The sequence below is a fragment of the Arcticibacter sp. genome, from assembly GCF_053551015.1.
The window spans coordinates 56,553-80,877 of sequence record NZ_JBMQOB010000018.1 but is presented as its reverse complement, the minus strand read 5'-3'; the positions used below and the strand labels follow the sequence as shown (position 1 = coordinate 80,877).

The 24,325-nt window shown below is 47.5% G+C and carries 15 protein-coding genes; 12 read left to right on the top strand and 3 right to left on the bottom strand.

The window, feature by feature from the left end; translation table 11 throughout:
• Nucleotides 1–42 precede the first annotated feature (42 nt).
• The 9 genes from ACO1NU_RS12160 (at nucleotide 43) to ACO1NU_RS12120 (ending at nucleotide 10,719) form a co-directional block, all read left to right on the top strand.
• Nucleotides 43–960 carry a hypothetical protein gene (locus ACO1NU_RS12160; protein ID WP_448818758.1) on the top strand — a complete coding sequence of 306 codons (918 nt, stop codon included), beginning with the start codon at nucleotides 43–45 and terminating at the stop codon, nucleotides 958–960.
• Nucleotides 961–963: 3 nt separating this feature from the next.
• Complete coding sequence (locus tag ACO1NU_RS12155) at nucleotides 964–2,199, top strand: O-antigen ligase family protein (RefSeq protein WP_448818757.1); 1,236 nt, start codon at nucleotides 964–966, stop codon at nucleotides 2,197–2,199.
• Between the two features lie 2 nt (nucleotides 2,200–2,201).
• Entirely contained in the window at nucleotides 2,202–3,248 is a 1,047-nt protein-coding gene (locus ACO1NU_RS12150) for a hypothetical protein (protein ID WP_448818756.1), read from the top strand.
• Between the two features lie 17 nt (nucleotides 3,249–3,265).
• Nucleotides 3,266–4,114, top strand: coding sequence for a glycosyltransferase family 2 protein (locus ACO1NU_RS12145; RefSeq protein ID WP_448818755.1), 849 nt, complete (start codon nucleotides 3,266–3,268; stop codon nucleotides 4,112–4,114).
• Nucleotides 4,093–5,019, top strand: coding sequence for a glycosyltransferase (locus ACO1NU_RS12140; RefSeq protein ID WP_448818754.1), 927 nt, complete (start codon nucleotides 4,093–4,095; stop codon nucleotides 5,017–5,019). Before ACO1NU_RS12145 ends, ACO1NU_RS12140 begins: the two co-directional genes overlap by 22 nt.
• Nucleotides 5,020–5,123: 104 nt before the next feature.
• Nucleotides 5,124–6,089: a DUF6625 family protein gene (locus ACO1NU_RS12135; RefSeq protein WP_448818753.1), complete on the top strand. Its 966-nt coding sequence runs from the start codon at nucleotides 5,124–5,126 to the stop codon at nucleotides 6,087–6,089.
• A 17-nt stretch (nucleotides 6,090–6,106) separates the two neighbouring features.
• A complete protein-coding gene (locus ACO1NU_RS12130) occupies nucleotides 6,107–8,071 on the top strand; it encodes a WecB/TagA/CpsF family glycosyltransferase (protein WP_448818752.1) in 1,965 nt (654 codons plus the stop codon).
• Between the two features lie 68 nt (nucleotides 8,072–8,139).
• Nucleotides 8,140–9,246: a UDP-galactopyranose mutase gene (gene glf / locus ACO1NU_RS12125; protein ID WP_448818751.1), complete on the top strand. Its 1,107-nt coding sequence runs from the start codon at nucleotides 8,140–8,142 to the stop codon at nucleotides 9,244–9,246.
• 45 nt (nucleotides 9,247–9,291) lie between these two features.
• Complete coding sequence (locus ACO1NU_RS12120) at nucleotides 9,292–10,719, top strand: hypothetical protein (protein WP_448818750.1); 1,428 nt, start codon at nucleotides 9,292–9,294, stop codon at nucleotides 10,717–10,719.
• Nucleotides 10,720–10,755: 36 nt separating this feature from the next.
• On the opposite strand, the gene ACO1NU_RS12115 is transcribed toward ACO1NU_RS12120, so the two are convergent.
• Nucleotides 10,756–11,922 (bottom strand): hypothetical protein, encoded by a 1,167-nt coding sequence (locus tag ACO1NU_RS12115; protein WP_448818749.1) that lies wholly within the window; start codon nucleotides 11,920–11,922, stop codon nucleotides 10,756–10,758.
• 194 nt (nucleotides 11,923–12,116) lie between these two features.
• Here ACO1NU_RS12115 and ACO1NU_RS12110 point away from each other — a divergent pair, with 194 nt between their 5' ends.
• Together ACO1NU_RS12110 and ACO1NU_RS12105 are read left to right on the top strand one after the other, a co-directional pair.
• Complete coding sequence (locus tag ACO1NU_RS12110; RefSeq protein ID WP_448818748.1) at nucleotides 12,117–15,293, top strand: ligand-binding sensor domain-containing protein; 3,177 nt, start codon at nucleotides 12,117–12,119, stop codon at nucleotides 15,291–15,293.
• 17 nt (nucleotides 15,294–15,310) lie between these two features.
• Complete coding sequence (locus tag ACO1NU_RS12105; protein WP_448818747.1) at nucleotides 15,311–16,162, top strand: response regulator transcription factor; 852 nt, start codon at nucleotides 15,311–15,313, stop codon at nucleotides 16,160–16,162.
• Here ACO1NU_RS12105 and ACO1NU_RS12100 read toward each other — a convergent pair.
• On the bottom strand, nucleotides 16,104–17,936 hold the full coding sequence (locus tag ACO1NU_RS12100; RefSeq protein WP_448818746.1) for a glycoside hydrolase family 2 protein: 1,833 nt from the start codon (nucleotides 17,934–17,936) through the stop codon (nucleotides 16,104–16,106). The genes ACO1NU_RS12105 and ACO1NU_RS12100 overlap by 59 nt on opposite strands.
• A 591-nt stretch (nucleotides 17,937–18,527) precedes the next feature.
• Nucleotides 18,528–21,464 (bottom strand): TonB-dependent receptor, encoded by a 2,937-nt coding sequence (locus ACO1NU_RS12095; protein WP_448818745.1) that lies wholly within the window; start codon nucleotides 21,462–21,464, stop codon nucleotides 18,528–18,530.
• 345 nt (nucleotides 21,465–21,809) lie between these two features.
• Here ACO1NU_RS12095 and ACO1NU_RS12090 point away from each other — a divergent pair, with 345 nt between their 5' ends.
• Nucleotides 21,810–24,257: a TonB-dependent receptor gene (locus ACO1NU_RS12090; RefSeq protein WP_448818744.1), complete on the top strand. Its 2,448-nt coding sequence runs from the start codon at nucleotides 21,810–21,812 to the stop codon at nucleotides 24,255–24,257.
• The last annotated feature ends 68 nt before the right edge of the window (nucleotides 24,258–24,325 follow it).

The following is a 24,325-nucleotide window of genomic DNA, read 5'->3' as shown; positions in this document are numbered from 1 at the left end:
ACAAGTATGATTCAATGCTTCAAATTGGCCAGGAAGATCTACATGAGAGTCTTCCCAGACCATAAGGAGCTTTATGATGCAGATGGGGTTCTCCGAAACCAGGAAGCCAATAAAGCCATCACAGATGCGATCAACAGTCCGCAGCCTGTCATGATCGCCAGACTGGGAGCGGTAGAAGCATCCTGCATCGGCATCTACAAGAGCATCCATAGTCAGCAGAACAAGAAGCTGAATTATATACGTGGCAGAGCCGAAGCATTCTGGTGGGAGGAAAATTCAATGAAACTGATGGCCAACAATGCTGGCTTCTTTCCTGCAGAACCGAAGATGCTCGAAAGATTTGCTTTACTCATGTTAGACGACATGACCCAGGTAGATATCCTGGGCTCCTGGGTTTGGCAGGAACAATTATTCAAAGAGGAACTCCGGAATGCCACCAGGATCGGCCTCCAAGATCTAGAGCCCTACAATCACGATAATCCATGGTCTCTATCTCTCGAGGGCAAAAAGGTACTCGTGGTGCACCCATTCGCGACAAGTATCCGTGAGCAGTACGGCAGAAAAGAACTCATCTTCAGCAAACATCAGGTGCTTCCGGAATTTGAGCTGCTCACGCTAAGGGCGGTGCAGTCTATTGCAAACACACGCACCGGATTTAAAAACTGGTTTGAGGCGCTCTCCCACATGAAAGAGCAGATATCAGATATCGACTTTGACATCGGTATCATCGGTTGCGGAGCCTACGGCTTCCCACTCGCGGCGCACGTCAAACGGATGGGTAAAAAAGCCATTCACCTCGGAGGTGCAACGCAAACGCTCTTCGGTATTAAGGGTAAACGATGGGAAACAAAGAAAGTACATGGAAGGGTGGCAGATATGATGAACGAACACTGGGTAAGGCCCCAACGGAGTGAAACCCCACAGGGAATAGAAAGCATAGAGGATGGATGTTACTGGTAAACGATGATAACTTCAGTTAAAATTTTCAACTACCGCATATACCTGCAGGAACTGCTGATCATTTTGTTCTGCTACCTGATTGTCGAAAAATGTTTTGCCTGGTTTTTCACGCAAAATGCCTACGTCAATGTCGTAGCCGTAAAAGCGCTCAGCCTTCTCATCTATGGATACGTGCTTATCGACTTCAAAAACCTGCACTGGAAGGAGAAGATTTATGTGGGCTTATTTTCCGTCCTCATCGTCAAGCTTATCCTCCAGTCATTTATAGAATACCAGGTACCTTTCCGCAACTTCGAAATCTACACGGTGATCTTTCCAATTGTCTATACGGTATTTATCAAATCGGTGATGAGGAAGATGAATGCAGACCTTCTCGGCTTCGTTGCAGGCTTTTACCTGGTTACCTATCTGGTCTTTATGGCTCTCTTCGGCCACCGCTTTTCGTTCAGCCTCGAACATATAGAACCCAATAGCGGTCCGTTTTCAGGAGACACCAGGATTATACATGCGCATTCAATATTCATGATGATTATCCCCTTTCTCTGGTACCTGAATAAATTCATTACCAGGCAAACGTTGCAGTCTTTCTTTCTATTTGCTCTCTGCTTTACCATCATCCTTATACATCAGCACCGGTCTGTATGGAGCAGTGCCATTTTCGCCACGCTCATCTATTTCTTTCTGGTACTTCGTACCAACAAAAAAGCACTTACAGGTATCGCGAGTCTGACGGTAACTAGCTTCCTGGTGACGATCATTGCACTCTATTACGTTTCGAGCATCTCACCGGGATTACTGGACTTCTTCTCCAATCGCTTCGCCGAGATCTTGAATCCCTCAACAGAAAGTGGCACAGGTGGATTCCGCATCGAACAGCGTGAAATGTACATGAACTTCATCCGGGAGAAACCCTTGCTCGGATGGACATTCGAGGGCTACAGCCTTCCCAACCCGCTTGTAGATTGGTGGGACGCCAATACGGGCCATCATTTTCACGAGGGTTTTATTGAAATACTGTTTTATCACGGCATCATCGGACTACTGTTTAAGTTTTCCTTCCTGATATACATCGCCTATAAAGCGTTCAGCAGCAACATTTCCAACCGGGCAGTAGTCCTTATTCCCTTCTGTTTAAGCGGACTCATATTCTCTCTGAGCTATGTTGCTCCCCTGATCTACTGGGGACACGTTGGAATGTGTCTCTATTATCTGGAAACAAATAAAAATTACAAATCATAATTATGAACCACATCTGTACATGGCTATGCGCTGATGAAAAGGGAGAAGAAAGTGATTTTCCCCAGTCCGGGAAAAAGTCCTCCAGTCAAAGTCATCAGAACATCTATTGGAGATGTCTCATCGTTTTTTACATCAGCAGCTCCCGATTCAACAAGGAGGAAAAACACCTGCTTTTTACAAATGTAAAGCAGCTCCCAATTGTGGATGGCAAACAGGTATCGGATATTCTGAAGGAACTGGGAGTTGAAGTCATACACGTCGACTTCAAATACAAAACCCCAAAAGGCTACTTCGGATCTTTCCAGAATCAGTTCTTTGAATTTTCCATTCTGGAGTACATCGCTTTGAACGGGAAAAACGAACAGGACCTGTACCTTATTGCAGACTCTGATTGCCTGTTCATTAAGCCTGCCAAACGCCTTTTTGCAGAGGCCGTCCGGCAGGGCTTTATATCCTTTGAAATTGACAGTCCTGTTCATCATAAGATCAATGGCTTAAGCAGACTCGACATGCAGGTACTTTTTGCGGAATTGCTGGGTAAAAAAGTCGATGAGATCCCCTCCTATCATCTGGGCGAATTTCTGCTATGCAGCAATGCCCATATAAGGAAGCTGTATGCCGACTTTCTTGAACTCTGGCCGGTGCTGCTCAACCGGCATCAAAAAGGACTCAGCAAGCTGAACGAGGAGGCGCATACCCTCAGCTATCTTTACTTTAAAAACGGATGGAACGCAGCAGCGCAAAATCCTTTTATGAAGAGGATCTGGACCAATCCCGTATTCTACAGGAACGTTGCCCCTACTGACCTGAGGCTTACCTTGTGGCATCTTCCGGCAGAAAAGACCTTTGGAATCGCACGCCTGTATGACTACCTGCTTTTCCGCCTGGATAATTACGGAAATAACATTTCCGACCGAAGCTTTCTGGGCCTGGTTCGAAAGGCCACCGGAATACCGCGCTTACGCACAACACGCAGGATCCGCTATTATTCCATCAGCTACTATAAAGCGATTACCAAACGCATCCTGAAATACGCAGGAGCACATTGACCACATTTTTGACGAATATGAAGATTGCCATTTTGCTCACCACGTTTAACAGGAAACAAAAAACGCTGTCCTGTCTGCGTTGCCTGAAGAGGCAGAAACTGCCCGATGCAGCTCAGGTGGACATCTTCCTTACTGATGATAATTCGCCTGACGGTACGGCCGAGGCTGTCGCCTTCCATTACCCTGAGGTACATCTGCTGAAGGGCAGCGGCTCCCTCTTCTGGGCTGGCGGCATGCGCAACTCATGGAACGCTGCGCTTCCTGGAAATTACGACTACTATCTCCTGCTGAATGACGACACCCTCCTGAAAGACAATGCTATCGACACGCTGCTCCGGTACAATATGCAGGCAGCAGCAAACATCCAGCCTACTGCGATATGCGTAGGAAGCACCTGCGATCACAATGGCAACATCACCTACGGTGGCAAAGCGCTGACCTCGAGGTACGCACTTCAGGGCAAATTCATATTCAGTGAGGAGGAATTTAAACCATGCGACCTCGGCAATGCCAATATCATGCTGGTTCCCGCACTCGCAGTAAAGCGGATCGGCATTCTATCAAGCGCCTTCACTCACGGGATCGCTGATTACGACTACACGTTGAAAGCAAGAAAGGCGGGCATTGACGTCCTTGTCGCACCAGGTTTTCTCGGAACGTGTATCCACGATCATGACAAAAACTGGAAGAGCTCAAAGGTACATCTTCGGGAGAGAATAGCCTTTCTGAAAAGTCCAAAGGGACTCGCCTATTCAGAATATCTTGGTTTCATCCGCTCCCATTTTCCGCTTTCTTACCCGGCAGTCTTCTCAAAGCTCTGGCTGAAAACGCTATTCCCTGTCTTATGGGACACCTTCAAAAAGTAAATAACATGCTCAGTCCCGTCATTATTTTCTGTTATAACAGACTCGATAACTTGCAGCGTACTGTCGAAAACCTGCAGCTTAACACGCTGGCAGCTCATACGGAGCTTTACGTTTTTTCCGACGGTCCGTCGAAAGCTGCCGACGTGGATAAAGTTGCTGCTGTACGCAGCTACCTGCCTTCGATCACTGGCTTTAAACAGGTAAATGTGGCCAGCTCTGCCGAAAATAAAGGCCTGGCCAGATCCATCATTGAAGGTGTAACGGAGGTATTGACAAAGCACGAAGCGGTCATTGTGCTCGAAGATGACCTGCTCACCAGCACGAATTTCCTGAGCTACATGAACGAGAGTCTCTCATTTTATCAAAGTAACAAGAAGGTGCTCTCCGTTTCCGGATATACATTTCCCATCTCCTTCCCCCAGGTATACGTTTACGACAACTACTTCACGCGGCGAAGCTCCTCATGGGGTTGGGGAACCTGGCGCAACCGATGGAATGCAGTAGACTGGGAAGTGAAAGATTATCAGGAATTCACCACGAGCACCCTGGCACGTAAAAGATTCAACATGATGGGAAGTGATATGGCAGCTATGCTCGACAAGCAAATGAGAGGTAAGATCAGCTCATGGGCAATCCGGTGGTGTTATCACCAGTTCAAAACAGATACATATACGGCATTCCCGGCTTTATCCAAAGTACAGAACATTGGGTTCGGGGAAGCAGCAACCCACACAGCCTCCATCCAGCAATCCAGATTTGCTACTTCACTTGACAAGACCGGCTCAGAGACCTTCAAACTGAGTCCTTTCGTCAGTCTGAATCAGGCCCTGATCAAACAGTTCGTCAAGAGGTACAGTGTCATCACGCGCCTGAAATACAAAGCATTGTCGCTCATATCGATCTGACGTCTCTTCTTCAGAGCTCCATCTGAAACGATTACATCTATGAACCAGCATGAGTATCACACTCATGGATAGCTTCAGCAGAGCTATAAACAAATTATCTACCAATGAAAAAAATTGCAGTCATAGTACTGTGGTTCGGTCCTGTGCGCGATTATTTCAAGCTATGGATGCGATCTCTGGAAGTAAACGGGGACTACGATTTCCTCCTTTTTACTGATCAGGAGATGGACCGCTCCACCATACCGAAAAATCTGAAAGTCGAAAAGCTGACACTTGAAGATTTAAAGGAAACAATCCATCAAAGGCTCCACATACGGCCCACATTCCGTTTCTCTTACAAGCTCTGCGATTTTAGGCCGGCCTTTGGAGAGCTTTTCGAACCTCAGCTTGCGGGCTACGACTTTTGGGGTTACTGTGACGTTGACCTCATGTTTGGCAAGCTGTCGCACTTCATCACAGACGACATTCTCTCCTCTTACGAAAAGATCTTCAACCGCGGGCACTTTACGCTATTCAGAAACGACAGTCGGATCAATCAGCTGTACCGCTCTTCCAGGCTTATCGATGCACAGTCGATAATGGAATCACCCGCCTGCTTCATCTTCGATGAGTGGCACGGCATTCATCAGATATTCAAAGAATTCAATATCCCACAGTATCACGAGGAATGCATCGCTGATATTCATCCCAATAAAGCGAGATATACCTGCAGCAATATTGAGAACTACGCAAAGCAGCTGTTCGTGTGGGAAGATGGACTGGTGAAACAATATTTTATCCACGAGGGGCAAACCCGGCACAGGGAGCTTGCTTATATCCACTTTCAGAAAAGGAAAATCCGAATACACAACACGAGGGCTTTCATTAGTCCTTCCGTTCTCTTAACATCTACTTCATTTGTTCCTTTTCAGGGCACCGTCGATGCGGACCTCATCCGTAAACACGACAGACCCAACTACATACACTACTTTCAGAGGCACTCTAACAGAGCGCTCAACGCACTTTCTAAGTTCTCCAAAAAGACCGCTCCGATCGACAGGTCTTTGATCAGCAAAACAATCAAAGCATAACCATTAAAACTCTAGTTGTGAAAATATTACTTATTCATACTTTTTATGGACAAGGAGGTGGCGAAGACCAGGTATTCAAGAATGAGTGCGAGTTGCTCTCCTATGCAGCTGATGCCCGACAATTGTGTTTTAACAATGGAGGAAAAAAGATCCACGTTCTTCTTAACTTCATACTCGGACCATTTAATGTCCTCTCTCTTGCAAAATTCAAGGCAGCGATCAAGACCGACAGACCCGATGTGATCCATATTCACAACTGGCATTTTGCGGCTTCGCCCATTTTGATCAGGGCTGCAAAAAAGTTAAAGATCCCGGTGGTCGTGACACTCCACAACTACAGGCTTCTATGTCCTTCTGCAACTCTCTTCCACAATGGGAAGCTGTTCACAGAGAGCCTGAAGGAGCACTTTCCCTGGAAGGCTATCAGCAACAAAGTCTACCGGGACTCCTGGCTTCAAACCTTCTGGCTCGCCGGGATCACCTATTGGCATAAACGACTGAAGACATGGCAGAGTGTAGATCGTTATATCACCCTGAATGAGTTTTCGAAACAGCTGTTCCTCAAATCAGACCTTCATCTTAAGGAAAGCCAGATCGATGTGAAAGCAAACTTTGTCAGCGACAGCGGCTACAACGTTAAGCAAAGGGAGTCTTACTACCTCTATGTTGGCAGACTGAGCCCGGAAAAAGGCCTTCCGACCCTTCTTGCTGCATTCTCCAATACCAGTTATAAGATCCGCATAGTTGGAGATGGCCCGCTGCGCAAAAATGTGGAACAAGCCGCAAAGGAGAACGAGAACATCACGTATCTGGGGGCGTGTTCCAATGAATCGATCAGGAGCCTGATGAAAAGCGCCAACGCATTAATCTTTCCATCCATATGGTTCGAAGGGATGCCTATGACCATTCTCGAAGCATTTTCTACAGGAACCTTTGTCATAGGCAGCAAGCTGGGTGCGATGGAAAGCCTGATCGCGGATGATTATAATGGCTATCTGTTCACTCCGGGAGATATATTGAGTCTGCGTGCGAACATCGCCCGCTGGGAATCCCTTGACTCGCTAAGCAGGTCGATCAGGAGCATTCATGCCCGCCAGACTTATGAAAGTCATTACACTCCTGAAAATAACCTGAACAAACTTCTCCATATCTACAGCTCAACCATTCAGGCCAGCAGCCCTACTGTCACAGAAAACGATCAGCATATGGAAACGATGGTACTTGACTTTCCGGTTTTCAGCGCACCGCTTGATAAAATCGACCTGAAGAACAAAACGGTCATCAACACGATCAACCAGTATTCCTACGTGATGACTACCAAAGACCCCGCCTTCAAAGAAGCGCTGATGTCACATGTCCTGCTCCCCGATGGCGTCGGCATGACAGTGGCTTCTAAATTTTTGAACGGCATTAAGGTGAACAAGGTTGCAGGTGCAGAATTGCATCACTACCTATTGGAGAAGCTCCAGCAAGAAGGCGGCAGCTGCTTTTATCTGGGTTCCTCAGAGTCCACCCTTGAAAAGATCAAAGAACATCTGCGAAGTGAGTTCCCGGCAATCCGCGTGAACTCCTACTCTCCCCCATTCAAAAAGGAGTTTACTGATGAAGATAATCAGGCTATGATCGACGCCATCAACAGGGTGAAGCCTGATGTTCTTTTCATCGGCATGACCGCTCCCAAACAGGAAAAATGGGCTCACCAACACTACAAGGAGATTGATGCTCAGACCATCTGCGCCGTAGGAGCAGTATTCGACTTCTATGCAGGAACCATCAAAAGACCCTCTCAATTTTGGATCAATATGAAGCTTGAGTGGTTGATCAGGCTGGTGAATGAACCGGGCCGCATGTGGAAGAGGTACCTGTACTATGGTCCCTACTTCGTATTCATCCTGCTGAACAAAAAACTTAAAAAAACGTTAGTTATTCCACATACCCTGGTAAAACAAACCAAGGTGATCAAGGTTCCTACTGTACGCTGAGCTTAAAAACGCCCCTCTGCAGCAAAGAGGCCCGATTTTGACAGCGATGAATTGACTAAACTAAACGAATGAAAGAATACGACTACTTAATTATAGGATCAGGTTTATACGGAGCGATATTCGCTCATGAAGCAAAAAAAAGAGGAAAAAAATGTTTGGTGATTGATAAAAGACCGCATATCGGTGGCAATATCTATTGCGAAAATGTAAACGGGATAAACGTCCATAAATACGGCGCTCACATCTTCCACACCAGCAACAAAAAGATCTGGGACTATGTAAATTCCTTTGTAGAGTTTAATCGTTACACCAACAGTCCGGTGGCCAACTACAACGGCAATCTGTACAACCTGCCTTTCAACATGAACACGTTCTACCAGCTTTGGAAGGTTAAAACTCCGGCTGAAGCAAAGGCAATTATCGATCAGCAGGTTAAAGAAGCAGGCATTGAAAACCCACAAAACCTCGAGGAACAGGCGCTCTCACTCGTAGGAGCAGATATCTACAATACCCTCATCAAAGAGTATACAGAAAAGCAGTGGGGAAGAAAGGCCACAGAGCTTCCTGCATTTATCATCAAGCGCCTGCCTGTACGCTTTACATTTGACAACAACTACTTCAATGACCTGTACCAGGGAATTCCCATCGGAGGCTACAACAAGCTGATCGACGCCCTTCTGGAAGGGACTGAAGTACGTTTAGGCGTAAATTATTTCGACTCTCGCGAAGAGCTGGATGCACTCGCCGAAACAAAGGTCTACACCGGTATGATCGATGAATATTTCAACTACCAACACGGCGTACTCGAATACCGCAGTCTTCGCTTTGAGCATGAGAAGCTGGATATTCCCAACTACCAGGGAAATGCAGTGGTGAACTACATCAATTCAGAGATTCCCTATACCCGCATCATCGAACATAAGCACTTTGAGTTCGGAGAACAGGAACATACCGTGATCACCAAAGAGTATCCTCTCGAGTGGACTAAAAAAGACGAGCCGTACTATCCTGTGAATGACGAAAAGAACAATGAAATGTTCAAGAATTACAAAGAACTTGCCCGTCAGGAAGCGAACACTATCTTCGGTGGACGCCTTGCCGACTACAAATATTATGATATGCATCACGTTGTAGGTCTGGCACTTAAAAAAGTAGAAGAAACTTTTACGGTTTAGTAACCTAATGATATTGATTTCGTATGCAGTACGAAATCAATATCTATGAGAAATTCAATTATGATCTTAATTCTTCTTCTTGCTACCATCAATTTTGCATGCAAGAAGGAGTCATCTGAGGAGCTTCTTCAGACCCCTCCCACTATTCAGGATAGCGCCGTTTCCAGCACAGCACCTAACAGTGCGATCGTGTCCAGCGGACAGGATCAGCGTAAAGAACTTCAGGATCTGATCAATTCTTTCGCTGCCAAAAAAGAGACCTTGGTACTGCCAGCCGGAAGGTTCACGATTTCTGATGAAATCATCCTTCCTTCCAATATCTCCATCGAAGGTAACGCAACAGAAATTAAGCTTACAGCAGGAACCCGCTCCGGACGCAATGTATTCCGGATTCCTACCCGCGCAACCAATGTGCGCTTGAAGAACATCACCATCAACGCCAACCAGGCAGCCAACACCGGCGCTGATCTGGTCGCCTTATATGTTACTGATAACGTAAGTGGCTTATACTTTGAAAACGTGACTTTCGCCGGCGGTAGAGACCGTGGTGCCGTACAGATCAAAGGGTTGAACGACTGGCAGGTGAAGAACGTCAGCTTCCTGAACTGTACGTTTTCTGAAGCCGGACGTACCAGTCTCGAGATGAGAGGTACACGTGATGTCACTGTTAACAACTGCGTATTCGCCGACTGGGGCTCTCAAAATGCCAACTCGCCTGCTATTCAACTACAGAGCCAGGACAACTACAGTACCCGTATCACCAACAATACCTTCAATAACAAGTTTGGAAAGCAGTTTGCCATCGAATGTGCAGCCGCTTATGTGATCGATGCAGAGATCAGCAACAACAGACTGAACGACCCGAACAACCTTGGTGGTAGTGGTATCTCCGGATATTACAAGAACACGCTCATCACCCGTAACGTATTCGAGGGAGGTAATGGAAACCACCGTAGCGGTCTGGAAATCTTCGGACAAAAAAACACCATGACCTTCAATACCTTGTCTGCAGGAAGCATAGCCATCGCTCCGGGCTTAAAGGAAGATGGTTTCGGCATCATGATCAGCGACAATACTGTTAAAACTAAAGGTGATAATGTTGGCGGTATCCAGATGGGAAATGGAGGATACAACCTTCGCGATATTACCGTTAGAAATAACATCGTAGATACCCGACTGTCGAAAGGCAATTCCTCAGGTATCGTAGTAGGTACCTATGGTATCCCCCGTGTTGTAAGCAACGTAACAGTTGAAGCTAATACCATCTATACAAATGCACACGGCATCAGACTCCAGTCGCTTCCGGGAAGCAAAGATATTTATCTTCTGCGGAATACCATCGAACAAGGTTATACCTGGCTGGGTGTTATCACCAATACGTTCACCAACGTACAGGCTAAGGGAAATATTAACAAATTGGCTAATAAGTCCATCAGCTATAGCGTGAGCATGCCTCCTATCATCGAGCAGTAAACGCAGGTTTGACCATTAATATATAAAAGCTGCATATCAGGACAAGACCTGGTATGCAGCTTTCTTTATTATGAGGGACTCTATATATGAATTTGCCACGCTACTGAGCCGCTCCTGATTTTCCGTATTTCGCTCCCTCAGAAAGGCCTTAAGCACATCCTCCTGAGATTGCACCCTGAACACACCATATAGCGCCTCGGTATCCTCGCCCTTATAAGTCGCATCTTCGCCCGATATCACCATCGGAACCCCGCGCTCCATCCAGGCAGCAGCACCACCGCTTTTGTTAATCCCGTCTATAGGAGTGGTCACCACACCGAAATGAACCAAATCCATCGCGCGATTAATAATTCCCGGCGATTGCAGGCCGAGCTCAAAGATCCGGGCAGTAATGGTTCCTCCTGCTAATCTCATCAGATCCTCCTTTTTGCTATTACCTATCAGCAACATACAGCATTCCAGTCCAAGACCGGCTGCTGCCTGCTCGATCCGTTCAATCAGCGACGGAAAACCCGGTATGCCATAGATGGTACCGAAAAAGCCTGCTATCAGCTTAGTTTGCGGCTTTTCGAGCAGAGACTCTAATCCCTTCTCTGCACAAACCTGTTGCCAAACCAGGTCGGAGACCTTCTCAGCTAATGGTATATTACTGAACACGGGCACCTGACGAGATGCCGCTCCGAAAGCACTGAGCTTTGTTGCGTAGCGTTCGATGTTCGTAAATATTTTCGACGGTTTGAGCCTGTTCAGCATGGCCCTTATAAAACAATATTGTAGCCCTCCAAGAATTGATTCCTTCAATGGTGCTGAAGATGACATTCCACACCAGAGTTCGTGGAACATCAAGTGAAAATCTCTGTTCCGGGAGACTCGCCTGATCAGCGGGATCATCTGCCAGGGCAGACCGTAGCGATCATAGGCAAAGCCCACATACTGCAGGCTGATCCACTGCGGACCGATCCGATCAACGAATTGAGCCGAGAGGCCGCTTCGTTCCCTCCAGGATAGCTCCTTGGGTAAGCGAAGCATCTTCAGGCCTGCAGAATCCTCCATCTTCAGAGGTTCGCCTACATACTGATCATGCACGGCGACAATGCCCACATAGCAGCCGCCTTCTACCAGCTTTAATGCCAGCCGCCTGGTATAATCTCCTACACCATCTTTGCCATCTTCCAGAGAACCACAAAAAAAGACAATCTTCATAAGGCATTTTGATGTTGCGGAGAACAAATGAATTCTCCAATACGCTTGAAAATTACTAAGAATAGCATCCCAAGAAGAAAAAGACTGAAAAGTGTAGCCCTGTTCCCATAATTTCACGGAGCAGCAATATGCAGGGACGTGAAATCTCCGGAACTATTTCGTTCTACTATCTTATATTTGATTTAAACTCAACCTTGAAACCAGTCAGAACCATAATCCTCCTGTTTGCTCTCCTGTATGCGTTGCGCACTATGGGTTCAGTGCCTTATTATTTCAGTCGCTATCAGGTAGAAGACGGTCTGTCTAACAATACCGTGATCTGCAGCATGCAGGACAAAAAAGGATTTTTATGGTTTGGTACCAAAGACGGCCTGAACCGCTTCGATGGATACACCTTCAAAACCTTCCGCGATGACGCCGCAAATCCCTCCAGTATAGGAAGTAATTTTATTCACAGCCTGTCCGAAGATCAGAAAGGACGCATGTGGGTAGGTACAGACCGGGGCCTTTTCATGTATAACCCGCTAACAGAGAGCTTCAGGCTCCTGAAAGGCTGCCCCGCTGAAGATATACGTGAAATCCAGGTCGAACCGAATGGAAACATCTGGTTTATCGCCGGCTTTACTCTTTTCAGATATGATGAACGGCGCCAGAAGCTTTCTGTATTCCCAACCGAAAGATATTTTGAAGCTACCTCTCTCAGCATTCTTCAGGATGGTGAAATCTGGGCATCTACCCGCTACGGCACACTGGAGAAGTACCTTCCCGCTACCCAGTCATTCAGCAGCTTTAACGTATCTTACAGCTCCCCTGACATCACATCTAAATGGATCGAAAAGATCTTTGATACGGGCAAAGGCTCCCTGCTGATCGGTACCTCTAACCAGGGGGTCAAGCTGTTTGATCTGCGTACCAGGACATACACGAACATCCTGACGAAGAACCCCGATAATACGGAGATCTTTGCGAGGAACTTCATGCGTGAGACAGCTGACTGCTACTGGATTGCAACCGAATCCGGCATCTACCTGTACAGCCTGAGCACGGGCAAAGCCTTCAACATTAAGAAACAATACAATAACCCCTACTCGCTGTCCGACAATGCCGTATATACATTCTGTAAAGACCGTGAAGGCGGGATCTGGGCAGGAACATACTTCGGCGGCCTCAACTATTACCCCAAACAATACAATTCATTTGAGAAGTTTTTCCCCATGCCGGGAGAGAATTCGCTGAGTGGCAATATCGTCCGCGAAATCGTTCAGGATAAATATTCCAACCTTTGGATAGGCACAGAAGATGCCGGATTGAACAAGCTGGCTGTGGCACCCCTGGAGTTTACGCACTTCAGGCCCCGCGGTAAGAAAGGTGACATCGCGTCTACCAACATACACGGACTGTTGCCTGAAGGCGACTCACTCTGGATCGGCACATTTGAGAACGGCCTTGATCTTATGGACATCAGAACCGGGAAGATCATCAAACATTATTCGGCAGGTGCGGGAAGTAAATCCCTCAAAAGCAATTTTATATATACCATTTACCGAAGCCGTTCAGGAGATATTTACTTCTGCACCACAGGAGGGCTTTTTCGGTACAACCGCCGGGAAGATAACTTCATTCATATCCGGGCAGTACCTGAACGCATGTTCTACAGCACCATGCTCGAAGACAGTAATGGAACGTTCTGGCTGGGATCCTATCGGGAAGGTCTCTACTATTTCAATCCCCGCACAAGCCGGTCAGGATCCTACTCCTACAAAAGAAATGACACGAACAGCCCGAGCAATAACCGGATAAACAAGATCTTCGAAGACCACCGTCATAACATCTGGCTGGCTACTGAAGGCGGACTATGCAAAATGAATCCCCGCAGCGGCAAGTTCAGCCGCTTTACCACGCGTAACGGCCTCCCCAGCAATCTCATTCTATCCATGCTTCAGGACGATGGAGGGCAGCTCTGGATAAGCACATCCAGGGGACTTGCAGTGCTCGACCCTGACACCGAAAAAATAAGGACTTATACTAGAGCACGAGGCCTCCTCAGCGACCAGTTCAACTATAACTCCGCATTCAGAGACTCATCAGGCCGTATGTACTTCGGGAGTGTAAACGGCCTGATCAGGTTCCATCCACGAACCTTCCTCAGGAACACCTATAAGCCGCCTGTTTACATCACCGGTTTTCAGATCTATGATCAGGAGATCGACATCCGTACGGCGGGCTCACCGCTCAAAGAGTCGATCACATTCACGAAGAAGATCCAGCTGACGCATGAGCAGTCGTCGTTCAGCATCGACTTCTCTGCTCTTAGCTACACCTCCCTGAATACGACAGAGTACGCCTATAAAATGGAGGGACTGGATAACGACTGGACCTATCTGAAAACAAACCGGAAGGCCTATTTCACCTCTCTGCCACCCGGAAACTATGTTTTCAAAGTAAAAGCGGCCAACAACAGCGGCATCTGGAACAACGATGAAACACAGCTGGAAATTGAAATCATCCCACCTCTCTGGAAAAGCAAGTGGGCCCGGATCGGATACGGTCTATCGCTCATCGCCCTTGGCTACCTTATCATCCGCAGCTATGACCAACGGATTAAAGCCAAGAACAAAAGAAGGCTTGAGGCACTCGAGCACAAAAAGGAAAAGGAGATCTACCAGGCGAAAATCGAATTCTTCACCAATGTTGCTCACGAGATCCGCACACCGCTTACCTTGATTAAGGGTCCCATGGAGAAGATCATCAAACGGGCAGAGGAAGTGCCCTCCATTAAGAATAACCTGCTGATCATGCAGAAGAACACCGAGCGCCTTCTGAACCTCACCAACCAGCTGCTGGACTTCCGGAAAACGGAAACAAAAGAGTTCAGCCTCAACTTTGTCAGGGCAGACATCTGCGAACTGATCAAAGACAACTATCTGCGCTTCAAGCCCGCCGCAGAGCAGCAGAACATCCGCTTCGTCCTGAAGCTGCCTTCAAGGAGCTTCTTCGCCTATATCGATACGGAAGCGTTCGACAAGATCATCAGCAACCTGATTAACAACGCCATAAAATACAGCGATCAGTTTGCGTCTGTTGAAGTTTTGCCTGTCATGGAAACCGAGGCAAACTTCACCGTGCTGATCAGGAACGACGGCTATATCATCCCGATCCACATGAAAGAAAAGATCTTTGAAACGTTTTACCGCATGAAACCGACTGAGAACCAACCAGGAAGCGGACTGGGATTAGCCATTTCCCGCTCGCTCGCCGAACTGCATAAAGGTAACCTCGAATTGAGACCACCCGAAAATGGCTGCAACGTCTTTGCCGTTACACTGCCGCTCCACCAGCAAATTGAATTCAACCCCGTCATGAACAACTGATGCCAACCAGGAATATTATGAAAGAAGAGCTTACAAGTCGCCCTACAATTCTTTTAGTGGACGACAATGAAGAAATATTAGACTTTATCTCGGATGATCTGGATGAGAAATACAATATCCTGACTGCAGCAAATGGCGAGACCGCCCTAGAACGCTTAAGTCAGCACTCCGTACAGCTCGTCGTAAGCGACGTGATGATGCCCGGAATTGATGGCTTTGAACTTTGTAGCCGCATCAAGTCAGACTTCGAGTACAGCCATATTCCCGTAATTCTGCTCACCGCAAAGAACACGCTGCAATCGAAGATCCAGGGACTTGAACTCGGCGCAGATGCCTATATCGACAAGCCCTTCTCGCCCGAACATCTGCAGGTTCAGATTGCCAACCTGCTCGTTAACCGAAGTAAGATCAAGGAGTACTTTGCGAACTCCCCTCTGGTTCATATCAAGACCATGGCCTACTCCAAAGCCGACGAGCAATTCCTGGAAAAACTGAATGAGGCTGTTAACAGGAATATCGCCAACATCGATCTCGACGTAGAGCATCTGGCCGACTCCATGAACATGAGCAAGCCGACGCTATACAGAAAGATTAAAGCCATCTCCAACCTGACACCTCACGAGCTGATCAATATCGCCCGCCTTAAACGAGCCGCCGAACTACTGGCAGCTAATGAATACAAAATCTATGAGATCTCCGAAATGGTTGGATACAGCTCACAGACACATTTCGGAAGATGCTTCGCCAAGCAGTTCGGCATGCCACCCACCGACTATATGCAGATGAAGATGGCCGAGCGCGGGGCTGTCGCTATTCCGTTTTATAAAGAAGATCGTGCAGACTCTTCAGCTTCGCCTCCGGCACCTTGATCACCTTACGATCATAGGTCATGAGTCCGTTGGTCTCGATCTCTACGTCTGTCGTCTGAGTATACACGGCGGCAGACAAGCCGTTTCTGATCAGATCCTGCATCCTGGTCATGAACGTGGAATACCGGTTAAGCAGATCATCAGCGGTCTTAAAGCTCTGATAGCCCCAATTATCTTTCTGCTGCCATACATGCCCGTCGACCGGAAGACCCAAGCCTCCGAATTCACCCAGCACCACAGCCTGCCGGGATCCAAAGAGGTCAGGCCGCGGCATAGCCGGTTCGGGGTAGTTATGCAGATCGACTATATGTCCTGCCGGGAAGAAATTCCCTCCACTGGCACTGTTCACCAGCCGCGAAGGATCTTTCTTCATCGTCCAGTTGGTTATCTCGACTGTTTTAAACTGCCCCCACGCTTCATTGAAAGGCACCCATACTACGATGGAAGGGAAATTATGCAGCGCATCCATTATGGCGTTCCACTCTTTACGGTAGTAACCTTCAGATTCGGGTGAACGCTTTTGTTCAGTCCCCTTGCCCAATACACCCGGGCGCGGTTCCCACTGGTTACCCAGATCTCCGCTTGGCATGTCCTGCCATACCATCATTCCTATCGAATCACAGTAATAGTACCATCTCGCAGGCTCCACCTTGATGTGCTTCCGGATCATGTTAAAGCCCATTTCTTTGGTCTTTTGGATATCAAACTTCAAAGCCTCATCGGTCGGCGCCGTGTATAAGCCGTCCGGCCACCATCCCTGATCGAGCGGGCCGTATTGGAACAAGAACTTATTGTTCAGCAGCATCCTCTGAATACCCTTGTTATCCTGTCCCAGAGACGATTTCCGCATAGCAAAATAGCTTCCGGCTTCATCCACGGCTTTGCCATTACGCAACACAGCTATCCGCAGCTTGTACAGGAAAGGATTGGCCGGAGACCAGAGCTTGGCATTAGCAACATCCAGGCTTGCAGTCGCACCTCCGCTCACCTCTTGCTCCGCAACCTTTGTCTGGCCATCCCAAGCCGAGATCCTGATCCGATCACCGGCTTTGAGGTCTTTAACCTGCGCAGTGACCTTAAGTTGTCCCTTATCTACATCCGGAGTTTGTTTCGTTGACTGGATATAGGTTTCCGGTACGGCCTCTAACCAGACGGTTTGCCATATTCCGGTGACAGGAGTATACCAGATGCCTTCGGGTTTACGCACCTGCTTGCCGCGAGGCTGAGGTCCCTCATCTGTTGGATCCCACACACGCACAGAAAGGTCCTGCTGCCCTCCCCCCTTTACCAGGGAGGTAATATCGAAAGAGAATGGATCATTGCCACCCTGATGGGTCCCGGCCTCCTTCCCGTTTACGGAGACTTTTGCTTCCCAGTCTACCCCACCCATATGCAGGATAAGGCGCTTACCTTTCATAGATGAGGGAACGGAAAAACGGGTCTGATACCAAAGAATGCTGTCTTTGCCCACATTGCGCCCTACTCCCGAAAGGGAGGACTCCACAGCAAAGGGCACCAGTATCTTCCCTTCATATGACTTTGGTCTGTTTTCGCCCTTTGGGCGGATAGCGTAGTTCCAAAGTCCGTTCAGACTTTTCCAGTTCCCACGCACCAGATGCGGGCGCGGATATTCCGGATGGGGGTTGACCGGATCAACTTGTTCTGCCCATGATGTTTGTATTTTACCAGGTACAGGCTTCCATGCAGACTCTTGTGCATACAAGCTAATGGCCGTGAGCCATGTCAAGCAAAAAAAAGTGCTGAGGATTTTCATAATTCAACTGGTTAGTTAGTGTACGTTCTGGCTTCCTTCAAACACCAGGGATACGGACGCAGTTGTCGGCTCCCGTTTATGAGTAATGCTTGAAGACAGATTCCTTTCTCAAAGGACCGAATTCCGGAGCACACAAACCAGTACAATACTTTCAAAGTTTATACAAATCGTATCAAAATCTGACTATCTCCGCTAAGTGGGCTAGTGAATTCGAAGCCAAGTGGTGAAGGCCTTCTTTTGTTTCCGGGTATAAAGAGTAGGTGTTGAATCCGTGTTGAGTCCGACTTTCTATATAGCAGAGTCGGACTCCATATGGACTCGACATGGACTCAGCACCCAGACATACTATCCCGGGTATCTTCCAGGGAAGGCGGAATCCAGTTGTTATCCGGAGTATTCTGCTACGCGAGACCCATGCACGTCCGGCATTGTAGAGATGATCCGTACGGCCAAGGTCTGAGGAGCGGCGTAAGAAGTCTATTTCCGTGCGCCCCTGCCCTCAAAGAGAATAACCCCCTCAACCCTTCAGCAAAAAAGCCAGGAGCTGCTTTGCGCGGCATCCTAGCTTTCACAACAATATAATCTAATCAACTATTTCTGCAGTAGTCCGTCCAGTGTAATGGCTACGTAGTATAAACCACCGAGAGTAGGTCCCCCTGCGTATTGCACGTAGTTATTGTTGAATACATTGGTTCCTCCGATCTTCACGGTGGCTTTATGCTTTGGAATTTTATAGGTTGCCTGGGCATCAACTGTTCCGAAAGCGGGAACGGTACCATTAACCAATGGGCTTTCCCATAAAAACTCCTGCTGCCATCTGTAGACGAGGTTAAAGCCGAGGTTCTTTACCACCTCACGGTTTCCGAAAGATACGTTAGTAGACCATTTTGGGGTATTGAAGCCTGTCACGAATACATCAGGCTGCGTATTTTCGGAAATGTTGTTATAGCTGGCGTTCCCGGAGATGGTGTATTTCTGGAAGAAGTTATAGGTCAAACCCAGAGCCGCACCATAGTTATTGTACTTGTTCTTTGCATTGGTGTACACTCTGTAACGGGTTTGCTGTGCGTCACGGTTTGCCCTCAGCATGGCGAGAACCGCGTCATCACTTCCAACAGGTGCCTGCTCTGCGAAGTTTGGACCTCCCGATACTGCTTTTTTATAAGGAACAGATACTTCAACCTGCCCGAGAAACCCTTCGTACTGGTTGATATATGCATCTACATCAACGACCAGCTTATTTTCAAGCAGGACACTCTTATATCCAACCTCAAAAGAGTTGATCCGTTCAGGCTCGGTTGCTGACAAAGAGGTGGCGGCAAGCAGTCCTTTATTCTTTAGCGCTGCATTATTCGCCGTCATCCCCGCCGCAACATCGGCGTTTACAGCCGCGTTAAAAATATCGCTGGAGGCGAGCGTATAAGAATTGTCCAGGTAGTTTAATCCTTCATTAATGTAAGAGAGACCACCTACCCGTCTGATGTTACCATTGTTTACGAAAGAAATGGCTTCAAAAAGCGCAGGGAAACGGTAACCGTTCTGCAGGGAAGCACGGAAGTTATGCTTTTCAGCCAGGGTATATACCGCTGCAATGCGTGGGTTAAATTTCGCGTCGAATTCTGGGTTGTAGTCGAGTCGCAGAGATCCGAACAGCTTCAGTTTTTCATCGAACAGTGTTTTGGTCACCTGGGCGAAACCACCAAACTTTTTGTAATAGACGTTATCGCCAAAGCTTCCATCGGCAAGTGGATTGTTCCGGTCGGCCAGAGGACGTTTGAAGTCTACGAAGTTATTACCATCCGGAATCACTTCATAGATGCGCATATCACCACCGACGAGTAAATCGAAGATCTTCACTTTGCTGGACAGATCCCATTGCGCATCGGTATGGTAGGTACGGCTCATCTGGTTCAACCAGGCACCGCCGGTTTCAGGAGCGTCGCCGCCCACTACTTCCTTGTGATCCCAGTTGTTGATGCCGGTGATGGTATTTTTTAGTTCATTGAAGTAGGCGGTTCCCGGCTCTGCTCTTCCGGCATCAGCAGCGACACGACCGATCTTCAATGCATCGGCCAGAGAAGAACCTGCATTGAGTGCATTTTGAAGGGCTGTTTTATATTTCGCCTGCCATACTGAGTTTTTTCCGCCGCTGGTAATGTCCAGATTATCTACAAGCGGTTTGATATTGTATGAGTCGCCTGTATCCTCTATCGACACGTAAGATTTGATAAAGTAGTTCGAGCCTTTCAGTTCGAGCTTATGGTTCTGCACGGTTACGTTATCCATCTGGATCTTATTTCCTCTTTGGAAGAGACCGTCCAGCTTTCCTATACGGTAGCCATAGGATAGCTCAGCATTATCAGACAAACGGTAGTGTAGGGCAGCGTCGAACTTGATATTATCGACAATGGGTTTCACTACATCCCTTTCCCAGTAGCCCGTACGGCGTACGATGATGCTTTGCGCGCCGGTCTGGCCGGGGATGGTCAGTCCGCTGATGGTTACGGCATTACTCCCGTTATCATCACCATATTTGTTCCAGGCGTCGTAGGCTGGGTTATCAGCGTCCGCGTTCAACTCTGAGAAGCGTGGATTAGCGGTATTTAAAGTATTGGGATTCTGATTGGTACGGGTATCAGAAAGCCAGTCGGTACCGCGCATGTAGCTCAGGTTAATTTTAAAGGCAAATTTGTTCTTGAACGCCTGGGCGTAACGAAGGGCACTCTCGGTAAGCAGTCCCGCATCGCGGCCTGTGCCACCTACGTGGTTGACGCCGTTACGAGTGTACACACTTAGTCCCTGATACAAAAACGGGCTCTTGGTAAGCAGGTTAGCCATACCGTTGATGGCACTCATACCATAAAGGGCAGATGCTGCGCCGGGAGTGATTTCCACGCTGGCGATATCAAGTTCAGTGGGACCAATGGCATTGCCCAGCGGAACACCCAGGGTTCCTGCCTGCATGTCTACGCCATCAACCAGCTGCACGAAACGAAAGTTGTTGGGAATGTTGAACCCTCTGGTGTTAGGCACCTTGAAAGTCAGACTGGAGGTGGTCATCTGCACACCCTTTACATTCTCGAGCGCATCGTAAAATCCGGGAGCTGGACTTTCTCTGATGGCACGGATGTCGAGTTTCTCGATGGCTACGGGCGACTTAAGGATACTTTCTGCAACCCTGGAAGCCGTAACTACAACCTCCTTACCGAGAACGGTCTGGGTTAAAAGCTGGATGTTCAATTTGGATTCGGGGCCGGTCACCTCGAACTCCTGTGTTTCGAAGCCGACACTGGAAAATACCAGCGTGAATGGGTATTTAGCGCGGGTCTTCAGACTAAAGTCGCCTTTGGCGTCTGTCAGAGTACCTGTTACAGTACCTTTTACGAGAACGCTGACGCCCTGAAGGGGCGTTTTCGTTTCCTGTTGAACAATGGTTCCATCAACAAGGATGAAATTGTTCCCCTGAGCAAAGAGAATTCCCGGAAACAATAATAAGGTTAGGATAAAATAAATATTTGAAATTTTCATGTGTCGTATAGCCGATATATAGTGGATTAATCTGGATGATGAGTTAGTTTAACCGACAACGACAACAGGTTATTTTCTTAGGCCAAACAGGGTGCAGATGCAGTGAAGATAAATATACACTCATACTCTATAGTTTTAATAGACAAATATATAAATAAAACAGAGCTGTCAAGAGATTTGGTAAATTATTTGTAACAACTATGTTGTTTACAGAGGTTAGAGTATCTTTGAGGATGTGCCTGATGTAATATACTGTTATAGCCTGCAGTGCTTACTCCTTTTTTAAGCATGGAGTAAAACATAATCACTTGATTATTAGTAGTTTTACCATTCACAACGACACACATGACAAAACGTTACCAGGCCAGCACCTTTATTATTTTAATTTGCTTAGTTTTCAGTCTGCGAGCTTCAGCACAACGAACAGGTATTGTAACCGGAACGGTGGTTGACCGGATCACGAACGGGACGATTTTGGGCTCTACCATAACGGTAAAAGGAAGCAGCATCAGCACGGCGACAGATAGTCTGGGTAAGTTCCGGATCAGTTTACCCGTGGGCACCTATACAATCAGTGCCGGATATATGGGTTATCTGGGTGAAGAGAAATACAATGTAGTGGTATCAACAGGAAATGCACAAATTGTTAATTTCCGTTTAGAACCTCTGGTTAATAGCCTGAACGAGGTACAGGTGAACTTTAACAAGGGACGGTCGGCCATTGCAACAGACATGGTCACTCCCCTGTCAGTGCAGCAACTGACGACGGAGGAAATCAAGAGCAACCCGGGGGGAAACTTTGATGTGTCGAAGGTTGTACAAACACTACCGGGAGTAGGGATCAGCAACGGGGTGGGTGAACGGAACGACATCATCGTACGCGGTGGTGCTCCTAATGAGAACGTGTATTATCTGGACGGCATCGAGATCCCGGTCTTGAATCACTTCCAGACGCAGGGAAGCTCGGGCGGCGCTCAAGGTATCCTCAATGTTTCCTTCATCGAGAGCCTGAAGCTATCCTCTTCCGCCTTCGACGCGCGGTATGATAATCCGCTGGCCTCTACATTCGTGATCACACAGCGGGACGGGAATTCCGAGCGTTTGTCAGGGAATGCCAGGATCAGCTTTACCGAGTCGGTGTTAACACTGGAAGGACCGCTTTCGGAGAAGACGACCTTCCTTGCTTCCGCAAGGAAATCGTACCTAAGCCTGTTGTTTAAACTAATCGATTTACCAATACGTCCGGATTTTGAAGATTTTCAATATAAGGTCACGCATAAATTCAGTCCGAAGACCACCCTTACAGCGATTGGACTAGGAGCCCTCGATCATTTCAGCTTCGCCCCTACGCGGGAGTCTACGCCAGAAAACACCTACGTATTAAGGTCTACGCCTTATATCAACCAGTGGAACTATACGGTTGGATTCAACCTGAACCATAAAATCAGGAATGGCTACATGAATGTTTCTCTGAGCCGAAATATGTTTGAGAACAACCTGGACAAGTTTGAAGATGACCGCAAGATTGAATCGACCAGAACATTGCTGGTGGAGTCGCAGGAGGTGGAGAATAAGCTGCGTTTCGATGTGAACCAATTTATCAACGGATGGAAGCTATCAGCAGGACTGAGCACGCAATACGTAGGTTACAGGGGCGATATCTTCAATAAACTTTCAAATGATATTCTTGACGAAGAGGGCACGCTCATTACACCGGGAAGAGTGCTTAATTTCAACAACTCTATTGACTTCTGGAAATATGGCGTCTTTCTGCAGGCATCAAAAAACATCTTGAACGACAAGCTCCTGGTCTCAGGGGGAGTGCGTACGGACATGAATACGTTTACGGACGCGGGCACCAATCCGCTAAAGACCTTGTCGCCCCGCCTGTCCTTTGCCTATCACCTGAACTCACGCTGGGATATCAATGCTTCAGTAGGTACTTACTTCAAGATTCCGCCCTATACGGCGCTGGGATACGCCGACAATAACGGTGTAAACGTCAACAAAGCACTTGATTACATTCAGTCTACCCATTATGTAGTAGGTACACAGTTCCTGCCAAAGAATTCTTTGCGATTCACTTTCGAGACCTTCTATAAGAAATACAATGACTATCCCGTATCAGCAGCTAACGGGATTTCGCTGGCTAATCAGGGATCGGAGTACACATCAGTAGGAAGTGAACGACTTCTGAGCATCGGCAAGGGGGAAACGTACGGACTAGAGGTATACGCTCAGCAAAAATTAGAGAACCGGATCTTCTATGTGGCCAGCTATACCTATGTAAGAAGTAAATTTTCAGGGCTGGACGGACGCTACAGGCCATCGTCATGGGATAATGAACACTTGTTTTCGGCTACCCTAGGATATAAGTTTAAGAATAACTGGGACCTTGGGCTCAAGTACCGCTTTGCAGGGGGATCACCTTATACCCCCTTCGATCCGCTGCGTTCCAGGCTGAACTACCTATCAATCGGTACGGGGACATTCGACTACAGCCAGCTGAATACAGTACGACTGCGTTCATTCAGCCAGACAGACCTTCGTGTGGATAAGCGTGTAAACTTCAGAAGAACTTCACTGAACTTCTATGTAGATATCCAGAACATCCTGAAAACACAGAATGCATCCTTTCCGAAATATACATTTAAGCGTACTGACGACAACAGCAGTTTCGTGACTACAGATGGCGGCCCGCTTCAGCAGAACGGAAGCAACGCGATACCGGTCATTCTGAACGATCCTTCGGGTAACCTGATACCTTCTTTAGGTATTAACTATGAGTTTTAGGAAAATAGTAAGGCCCAGGAACGGGGTTTAAATAAAAAAGGCTTCCAGTAAATACTGGAAGCCTTTTT